General features: G+C 68.6%; 7 protein-coding genes and 1 pseudogene. 2 read left to right on the top strand and 6 right to left on the bottom strand.

Annotated features, from left to right (window positions below):
• The first annotated feature begins 329 nt into the window (after positions 1-329).
• Both ACT84W_RS03080 and ACT84W_RS03075 read left to right on the top strand, forming a co-directional pair.
• Positions 330-1,718, top strand: coding sequence for an MFS transporter (locus ACT84W_RS03080; protein WP_444328171.1), 1,389 nt, complete (start codon positions 330-332; stop codon positions 1,716-1,718).
• Between the two features lie 260 nt (positions 1,719-1,978).
• Positions 1,979-2,974 (top strand): Na+/H+ antiporter NhaC family protein, encoded by a 996-nt coding sequence (locus tag ACT84W_RS03075; RefSeq protein ID WP_444328170.1) that lies wholly within the window; start codon positions 1,979-1,981, stop codon positions 2,972-2,974.
• Between the two features lie 329 nt (positions 2,975-3,303).
• Here the strand turns inward: ACT84W_RS03075 and ACT84W_RS03070 are convergent, their stop codons facing one another.
• The 6 genes and pseudogenes from ACT84W_RS03070 to ACT84W_RS03045 form a co-directional block, all read right to left on the bottom strand.
• The gene (locus ACT84W_RS03070) at positions 3,304-3,969 is read right to left on the bottom strand and encodes an SAM-dependent methyltransferase (RefSeq protein ID WP_444328169.1); all 666 of its coding nucleotides are present in this window, start codon (positions 3,967-3,969) and stop codon (positions 3,304-3,306) included.
• A gap of 505 nt (positions 3,970-4,474) precedes the next feature.
• The gene (locus ACT84W_RS03065) at positions 4,475-5,581 is read right to left on the bottom strand and encodes a DUF389 domain-containing protein (RefSeq protein ID WP_417576343.1); all 1,107 of its coding nucleotides are present in this window, start codon (positions 5,579-5,581) and stop codon (positions 4,475-4,477) included.
• Positions 5,582-5,642: 61 nt separating this feature from the next.
• Positions 5,643-6,644, bottom strand: coding sequence for an urease accessory protein UreD (locus ACT84W_RS03060; RefSeq protein ID WP_444328168.1), 1,002 nt, complete (start codon positions 6,642-6,644; stop codon positions 5,643-5,645).
• A complete protein-coding gene (ureG, locus tag ACT84W_RS03055; RefSeq protein WP_417576341.1) occupies positions 6,641-7,252 on the bottom strand; it encodes an urease accessory protein UreG in 612 nt (203 codons plus the stop codon). The genes ACT84W_RS03060 and ureG overlap by 4 nt, the downstream gene beginning before the upstream one ends.
• Positions 7,253-7,320: 68 nt before the next feature.
• Positions 7,321-8,055: an urease accessory protein UreF gene (locus tag ACT84W_RS03050; RefSeq protein ID WP_444328167.1), complete on the bottom strand. Its 735-nt coding sequence runs from the start codon at positions 8,053-8,055 to the stop codon at positions 7,321-7,323.
• A pseudogene (locus tag ACT84W_RS03045) lies at positions 8,018-8,719 on the bottom strand (hypothetical protein); the annotation flags it as partial. The pseudogene ACT84W_RS03045 and the gene ACT84W_RS03050, both read right to left, overlap by 38 nt.

Below are 8,719 nucleotides of genomic sequence, written 5' to 3'. Positions count from 1 at the left end.
GGACCGTCGGTACCGACGGTCCGGGAATTCCGCGCGACCGTTACCGACGGTACCGGTTCCTGGTGAGAAGTGCCCTTCTTTGCACGGGAATCCGGGAGCGTCGGTACAGACACTCCCGGATTCCCGTGAGGGCGTTACCGACGGTCGGGGATTCCGGTGCAGGATTACCGACGGTCGGGGATTCCGGCACAGGGATTCCGACGCTCCGTGCTTTTGGCGAGAAGCGCGGCAAGAAGGACGCCGCCCGTCGCGGCGCCGCCTCCGCTACCATTGGGTGGCTTTGATACTATTGCGGCCTCGCCGCGACCCGGACTCGAAAAAGGTGCCCCTTGACCTCGCTTCTTCTTCCCGTGATCTACCTCACGTTCGTCTCGCTCGGGCTGCCGGACTCGCTGCTCGGGTCCGCCTGGCCCGTGATGTACCCCGAGCTCGGGGCGCCCGTGGCGGCACAGAGCGCGCTCAGCATGCTCATCAGCGCGTGCACCATCGTCTCGAGCCTGGCCACGGCAAAGCTCGTGCGGCGCTGGGGCACGGGCAGGCTCGTCGCGGCGTCCGTGGGCTTGACCGCAGCGGCGATCCTGGGCTTCTCGGCCTGCAGGGAGTTCTGGCAGCTCGTGCTCCTCACCCTCCCCTACGGGCTCGGCGCGGGCGCCGTCGACTCAGCGCTGAACAACTACGTCGCTATCCATTACGGTCCGCGGCACATGAGCTGGATGCACTGCTGCTGGGGCATCGGCACGAGCGTCGGGCCCGTGGCCATGGGCTGGGCCCTCGCGGGGCCGCTCAGCTGGCACGGCGGGTATCTCGTCATCGGCGCCGCGCAGGCGGCGATCACGGCGGCGCTCGTGGCGTCGCTGCCGCTGTGGAGAAGGACCGGCGCGGACAGGGACGGCGCGGCGGTCGCGGACGGCGCGAAGATGGCCGAAAGCAGTGACGCGGCGGGCGCGGACGCAGGCAACGAGGGATGCGTAAACGATGCGGCAGGCGCGAGCCGCGCGAACGGCGACGCGGCGGACTCGGGCTCGGGCTGCGCGGACAAGACCTGCGGCTCCAGCAGCAACGGCGACAACCTGGGCACGAGCCACGAGGGCGGCGAGGGCCAGGGCGGCTCGGCCGCCAAGCCCCTCTCCTACCCCGAGCTCCTGCGCCTTCCGGGCGCCGCCGCCGTCATCGGCTCGTTCGGGTGCTACTCCGCGCTGGAGTCGAGCATGGGCCTGTGGATCGCGAGCCACCTCGTGCTCGCCCGCGGCATCGGCGAGGCGCAGGCCGCGTCAATGGTCGCGCTGTTCTACCTGGGCATCACCTTCGGGCGCTTCGTCTCGGGCGTCGTCGCAAACCGCGTCGCGGGACGGAACATGATCCGCGCCGGGCAGGTCGTCATCGCTTGTGGGCTGGTGCTTCTCGTCACATGCAAAAACGACGCTGCGGCGCTCTCGGCCGCGATTGCGCTCGTGGGCCTGGGCTGCGCGCCGATCTACCCGAGCATCGTCGCGCTCACGCCGTCGCGCTTCGGCGAGGCGGCGTCGCAAGGCATGGTCAGTCTCCAGATGGCCTGCGCATACGTAGGGTCGACCTTCTTCCCGCCGGTATGCGCGCTCGTCGCGGGCGCCGGAGCGGCTGGGGCGCTGCCGTGGCTCTACGTCGCCGTGCTCGCTCTCATGGTCGCGCTCTCCGAGCTCGCGAACCGACGGACGGCGCGCATCTCCTCCCGAGGATGAGGGTCGCACTTCAAAAAGACAAAACGCAGGCTGCGAACATAAAGAGGCTCTACCAGGAGAAAGCGATCCCGTCTTTTCGCGGGGGTCACGTCTGCCCGCGGTCGCGAGCCGCGAGCCGTGAACGCGGGCCGTGAACGCGGGCGAAGGCCGCAGGACAGGTTGCGGTCGCGTCAAATCTCCGGGAGAAAGGGCGAGCACGCGACGGCCGCGGCCCATAGTGTGCCGAAAAGAAGCACCGGGTCGATAGCGGAAGGGCCTCGATGGTGGAGTCGGCGGTGCTCGGCGTGTTCTGCGCCGAGCTGATGGTTTGCGTGTTCACGGGTGTGCCGATCGTCGCGGCGCTGGTCGCGGGCCTCGCGCTGTTCATCGGCTACGGGCTATGGAGAGGCTGCCGCCTAAGGGAGCTCGCCTGCATGTGCGCCCGCGGGGTCGCGTCTGCTCGCGGCGTGCTCGAGTCGTTCGTGCTCATCGGCGCGCTCACGGCACTGTGGCGCGCGTGCGGGACCGTCTCCGAGGTCGTGGTGCTGGCGGCTCCCCTTGTGCGGCCCGCCGTCGCCCCTCTCGCGGTCTTCTGCATGTGCTCGCTGATGTCGTTTTTGATCGGGACCTCGTTCGGGACGGCCGCGACGATGGGCGTGAGCATCGCGCTCGCCGCGCTCGTGTGCGCGGCCGCGCGCAGAATGTCCGCGGGCCAGATCGCCTTCGTGTGCGTGCTCGGCTTTACCCCCGCCGACCCCACCGTCGCCGAGCTGATGTCGGGCGGCGGAGTCGTCTCGATGGTCAACGTCTCGCTGGTGGTATGCCTCTCGTCGAGCTTCTCGGGGCTGTTCGACGGGACCGGCCTGCTCGACGGCGTGCGCGGGCTCGTCGAGGGGCTCGCGCGCAGGGTGTCGCCGTACGCCGCCGTGCTCGCTGTGTCGGTCCCGGCGAGCATGGTGGCCTGCAACCAGACGCTCGGCATCATGCTCACGAGCCAGCTCTGCGGGCATGCCGAGGCGGGGGCGCGCGACCTCGCGATCGACATCGAGGACGCCGCCGTGGTGGTGGCGCCGCTGGTGCCGTGGTCGATCGCGGGCGGCGCGGTCGTCTCGATGTGCGGTGCGCCGGCAGCGTGCTGGTGCGCCGCCTTCTACCTATGGCTCATTCCAATCTGGCGATTGACCACGGAGGCGGCGGGGACGCGATTCGGCTTTGACGGCGGGGAGGGCGCCCGCTCCGCCGAAGCCGCCGAGAACAGTTCCGGGGCGCATGCCTAGGGTACTTCCGGGGAAGTCCCCTAGCTTTTTAATCATCGACAAAACCGCAGGTCGTGAGTTGGAAAGACCCCCAAAAGCCTCTCTAGGGTACTTCTACAGAAGTACCCTAACTATCTGCTGACCGACAAAACCGCAGGTCACTGGAAAGAAGGTCCCCTGAAGGCCCTCTTAGGGTACTTCTACAGAAGTGCCCTAAGAGGGCCAAGCGTGGGTGTTCGACGCATCCACGGCGTCAGGATCGAAAAAGTGACTTCGCGCCGGGCGCCGGGCATCGACGCGACTCGCCGGGGCGAGACGGCCCGCGAGCAACCCTCGCTGCCGAAGCCCTGCTACAACTTCTGCAGCGTGATCGCGATGGTGTTGAGGTAATCCAGCGCGCCCGCCGCGACGGCGGCGCGGTCGCCGACGGCGTACTCGTTGTCGCAGGCGATCCAATCTGTCCACGTCTCGCGCGTGCAGGTCATCTCGCGCATGTCGACGATGCGCACGCCGCGGGATTGTCCAAGCATACGTTTCCACCACGCCATGTCGTGCATGTACTCGAGCTGTTCGGGCGTCCACGAGGCCAGCAAGCACGACGGCAGGTCATCGTGGCAGTCATGCACCATACCGGGGATGCTGAGGTGGAGCTCGCCGCCCGTCCGCACGTACGGCAAGAGGCGCTCGTCGAGGTAGCGCGAGTCGCGCCCGTAATAGTTGTACGAGTCGATGCTCACCACGGCATCGAAGAACCCCGCGCAAAAAGGCAGCCCGCGGGAGGCGTCGGCCTTCACGGGATGGATCGAAGACACGGGGATTCCGAGCGAATCGAAGAACGCGCGGTTCTCGGCAGGGTCACTCCACAGGTCGACGGCGTACACGTCGAGGCCGTACTCGCGGGCAAGAAGCGCGCTCGTAATCCCGGTTCCACTGCCTAGGTCGCAGACGCGGCTGCCATGGGGCAGGTCGGAGCCGGTTAGCAGCTCTTCGCAGAGCTTGAGCGGGTTGGGACCCATAATCTTCTCGCGGACGAGGGAGACGGGGAAGGTCGCGGTTTTGGGGAAGCGGGTGGGGCTGGAACTCGGACAAGAGCCATATCCAAGGTTGACGCTAGGGTAGGAATCAGCGTTTGTCATTGTGCTGTTCTTCTCTTCCTGATTTAGGGTTTGATACAAAGAAATCAGGAGGAACGGCGATTATGGGCATAAAATCGGCGCACAAGGGCTTGCCGCGCGTGCGGCCACGTCGAGCTATGCGGTTAGCCGTTCCCTAAAGAACAATGACCAAAAAGACATCCCCTTGATGCTTCTTGCGAATGTTGGGGCCAGTGTAGCATTCCTCGCGAGCGGTCTGTGAGCGATTGGGGGGCTTCGGGAAACCGCACGTCGAGAAGAGGCGGCTTGCCAGTGGCGAAGCTGCATGCCGACAGAACCGCGAACCGAGGCAACGCTGTTTGCCGGCGACAAAGCTACTTGTCAGCAGAACTGCGCGCCGGGGCAAGGCGGCCTCCCGGCGACGAAGCTACTTGCCGACGATGAAGTCGACGCGGTCGAGGCCGGGGACGTTCAAGCGGATGAGGTTCTCGGCCGTTTGCCTCGAGCGGTCGTCAAGCTCGTTTTTGCAGGTCACGCGGGCAACGACCTGGCGCGTCGCGGCCCCTCTTGCCGCGCCGTCAGAAGCTGCGCCATCCCCCGTCGCGCCGTCCGCGGAGACCTCGACGTCGACCGAGTACCGCTCGAAGCCGGGCAGGGCAGCGGCGAGCTCGCGCGTCGTCTCGGCGACGCCGTAGCCATCCTCGACCCCGCCCGCCGCCGTGTCGATGGAGCCGGCCGTGAGCAGCACGCACGGGATGGCGAAGACGATTGTTCCCAGCACCACGCGCCGGCGGACCTTGCGGGAGAGCTCGCTCGCAATCGCGGCTTCTTCCCTGGTCTCGACGCCGTCGCCGTCGAGGTCGCGCTTGAGCGGCACGCGCAGCAGGAGCAGTACCGCCTCCGTCGCCAGCGCGATGAACACAACGTTGATCCCGAACTCGTAGAGCGCCGAGAGGAACAGTGAGAGGCTCCCCGCGGCGATGCCGTAGCCGGCGGCGCACAGCGGCGGCATGAGCGCGGTCGCCACCGCGACGCCCGAGATCAGCGTCGCGGGCTCTTGCTCGCGCGACATCCCGAGACCTCCCGCGAAGCCGCCCGCGAGCGCGAGCGCGAGGTCCCAGACCGTCGGAGTTGAATTGTCCACGAGCGCCGGGGTCGTGGACGCGATGGGCGAGATCTTGAAGTAAATCGTGGACGTCACCAGGCAAAACGCCATCTGGAGCGCGAGCCCCGCGATGGCCTCGGCCGTGATGCCGCGGTCGAGCGTGGCGACGCCGTACGAGATCGCGAGCACCGACCCCATGAGCGGGCAGATGAGCATGGCGCCGACGATGGCGATGTCGGAGTCCGTGTCGAGCCCGATGCAGGCGATGAGCATGGCGACGATGAGGATGCACAGGTGCGTCCCGGTGAGCCGCGCCCCGTTGACGAAGCGCCGATGGATCACGCGGTAGGGCGCGCGGCCCTCGCGGATGTTGAACGCGCGGTGAAGGAACTTCTTTGTGCGGAACGCGAGCTGCTGGATTCTGTTCATGGGCGCCTCGATGTGTGCAGAGGCCTTCGGGCCTGCTAAGTGCACTTGTACCCAATGACTGTCACCCAGCGTTGGCGAGGAGGGCACGCACGCGCGAGAGAACGTCGGAGACGCGCTGGGCGCGGTGGCCGAGGAGGCAGACGCAGACGTCGCCCGACGCGAGGCGCGTGATGCCGCCGCTGATGGCCTCGCTGCCCTCGGCGGCGCCCACGGGCGAGCCCGCCGCGGCGCCGATGACGCCCGTCTCGTCGCGCAGGTAGTCGCGGGCGCGCGTGAAGGCGCCCTCCCCCACCTCGCAGTTGACGAGCACGAGGTTCCCCAGGTGAGAGAAGCCCTCGTAGAGCCCCATCCCCTCCATCGGCATGGTCGCCGGGTCGTACACGACGTTGTCCAGGTAGACCGGACGGCCCGCGACGTTCACGCGGACGCGGTTCTTGAACGAGCGGTACCCGAACCTCTCGCCGCGCGCGACGCGCCCGCACGAGAGCACCTCCTCGAACACGAGCCGCGCCCCCGGCCCCTCGAGCTCGGCCACGCAGTCCGCCGCGTACTCGGAGTCCGCGAAGGGGATCATCGGCTGCGGGGCGTAATCGAGGTAGGCGCCCTCCGCGACGGCCAGACGGGTCGAGCGAGAAGCGCTCTTGCCCGCCTCCATGCGGTGGATCTTCTCGAAGGCCTGGTTGGTCACGCGAAGCGCCGCGCCCACGCCGACGCGCACGTCGATGGACTGCGCGTCGCCGGCCATGATGCCCGCGGACGCGGACATGACCATGACCTCGGCGGCCTTCTGCGCGAGGCCGGGCACGCCGGCCGCGCCGCACAGGCTCGCCGCGGGTACCTCGAAGGGATGCATGACCTTGAACGGCATCGTCGCCGCGGCCTCGGTAAGGACCGTGCGCCCGCCGCGCTCGCAGGCAACGAGCCGCAGCTCAGAGACGCGGCCGAACTTATTGCCCGCGCTGGGGCCCGCCGCGCTGGCGCCCGCCGCGCCCGCCGTCACGCCGACCGTGCCCGCGCCGTCGCCCGACGCCACCCCGGCCACGGCGCCCGCGACCTCGCTCACGCCAGGTCCTCGAGAAGCACGTTCTTCTTTATCCACGCGACGACCTCGTCGACCCCGTCGTCGTCGCGGATGTCGGTGAAGACGAACGGCCGCTCGCCGCGCATGCGCCGGGAGTCGCGGTCCATGACCTCGAGCGAGGCGCCGACGTGGGGTGCGAGGTCGATCTTGTTGATCACAAGCAGGTCGGAGCGCATGATGCCCGGGCCGCCCTTGCGCGGGATCTTGTCGCCCTCGGACACGTCGATGACGAAGATCGTCGCGTCGGCGAGCTCCGGCGAGAAGGTCGCCGAGAGGTTGTCGCCGCCGGACTCCACGAACATGATCTGGATGTCGGGGTGTGCCTCGACCATGGCCTCGACGGCCTCGAGGTTCATGCTCGCGTCCTCGCGGATGGCGGTGTGAGGGCAGCCGCCCGTCTCGACGCCGACGATGCGGTCGGCCGGCAGCACCGAGTTGGCGGTGAGGAACTCGGCGTCCTCCTTGGTGTAGATGTCGTTCGTGACGACGCCCATGGAGTACTCACCCGCCATCTTGCGGGTCAAGGCCTCGATGAGGGCGGTCTTGCCGGAGCCCACGGGCCCGGCGACTCCGATGCGTACATAGGACATGGAACTTCTCCTTACTCGCTGGCAGGCTGCGGGCCCGCGCAGGGCCATCCAGCCGCGGCCTGCCCGCGTCAGCTCATGTACAGACGCGAGTACAGCGTCTCGTGCTCGATGCAGCGGGTGTCGAACCCGGGCATCGAGAGCCCGAGCATCCCCTCGTCGGCGGAAAGCGCGCGCTCGACCGCCTCGACCTGGAGCGGCGCCGAGGCAAAGAGGATCTCCTGCCCCGCGGTCTGGCTCAGGGGGACCGTCTTCACGCAGTTCACGACCATGGCGGACACCTGCGCGTACAGGTAGCGGCGCAGCAGCTCGCAAAGCCCGATCCCCGCGAGCGCCGCCCAGACGCCGTAGGCCGCGTTGACCATGTGCCGCCCGCGCTCGGCGGCCGTGCTCCCGGAGTACGCGGCGAACGCCGTCGCCGCCTCCCCCGCCAAGAAGCCCTCGGCCGTCTTGCAGAAGCGGGCCGCCATCCTGCACGAGGCGGTCCGGGTCTCGTCCGGGACCTTAGCCGCCGCCATCACTGCCTCGAGGTCGGCGACGCGCGCCCAGTCGCCCGCGGCAGCCGCCTCGTGCGCCAGTCTCATGCCGAGCAGCTCGGTGTAGGTCAGCGGGTAGCGGATCTGCTGGCCCACGTACTCGCGCGCCGTCTCCTCGTCGCGGACGATGCCCAGCTGGATGTAGGTCTCCAGCCCGAAGGAGTGCGAGTAGGCACCGATGGGGAACACCGAGTCGCACACCTGCATGAGCATGAGCTCGCGCGCGGCGGCCTCACTCGCCATGGTGGTCGTGCCCGTGGCAGCAGCCATGGGAAGAAGGGCCGTGGTCGTGATCGTGGCAGCGGCCGTGCGAGAGAGCGGCGGCCCCGGCCTCGCTGCCATGGTCGTGGCCGTGCCCGCCCTCGCCGTGGTGGTGCCCCTCGCCGTGCGGGTGGTGGTGCCCGCTCGCCGAGACGCGCCGCGCCGGGTCGAGCACGCGCTCGGCGACGGTCAGCTCGACGGCGTGCGCGCCGGAGAGCAGCCGCTCGAGCGGCTCGGAGTACTCGCAGAGCACCTGGTAGGCGCCCTCGCCGTAAAAGAGCGGCGTGTGGGTGTTGCCCACCTCCCAGCCGACCTTGGCGAGCATGAAGGGATGGTCCTCGGCGACGTCGACGACCAGGCACTTCGTTGGCAAGAGGCGCACCGCGACGACGGTCTTCTTACCGCCTGCTCCGGCGCCTGCGACCGCGGCGCGGCCGTCTGCGCCGCAGCCGCCCTCGCCCTCCACGACCCCGAGCACGTCGCCATCGGAGAGCCCGCGCGAGAGCACCCAGTCGCCCAGGCGGATGCCGACCTCGCGGCCCTGCTCGCTCGTCTTTCTGTGCAGCTTCTTGAACGCCTCGTGCCAGTCGATGTCGACGTGGTCGACATCGAAATCCCCCAGGCCAGCGGCGAACCCGTGATCGCCCAGGTTGCCCAAAACCTCGCAACAGAG

The organism is Paratractidigestivibacter sp., assembly GCF_052362415.1.
In the GTDB taxonomy this organism is placed as follows: domain Bacteria; phylum Actinomycetota; class Coriobacteriia; order Coriobacteriales; family Atopobiaceae; genus Paratractidigestivibacter.
The sequence above is the reverse complement of the archived record's forward strand: the minus strand, read 5'-3'. Positions and strand labels throughout refer to the sequence as shown.

Coding starts and splice junctions, on each gene's coding strand:
- ACT84W_RS03065 (WP_417576343.1), bottom strand. CDS start 5,581: ATGAACAGAATCCAGCAGCTCGCGTTCCGCACAAAGAAGTTCCTTCAC.
- ACT84W_RS03070 (WP_444328169.1), bottom strand. CDS start 3,969: ATGGGTCCCAACCCGCTCAAGCTCTGCGAAGAGCTGCTAACCGGCTCC.
- ACT84W_RS03075 (WP_444328170.1), top strand. CDS start 1,979: ATGGTGGAGTCGGCGGTGCTCGGCGTGTTCTGCGCCGAGCTGATGGTT.
- ureG (WP_417576341.1), bottom strand. CDS start 7,252: ATGTCCTATGTACGCATCGGAGTCGCCGGGCCCGTGGGCTCCGGCAAG.
- ACT84W_RS03050 (WP_444328167.1), bottom strand. CDS start 8,055: ATGGCTGCTGCCACGGGCACGACCACCATGGCGAGTGAGGCCGCCGCG.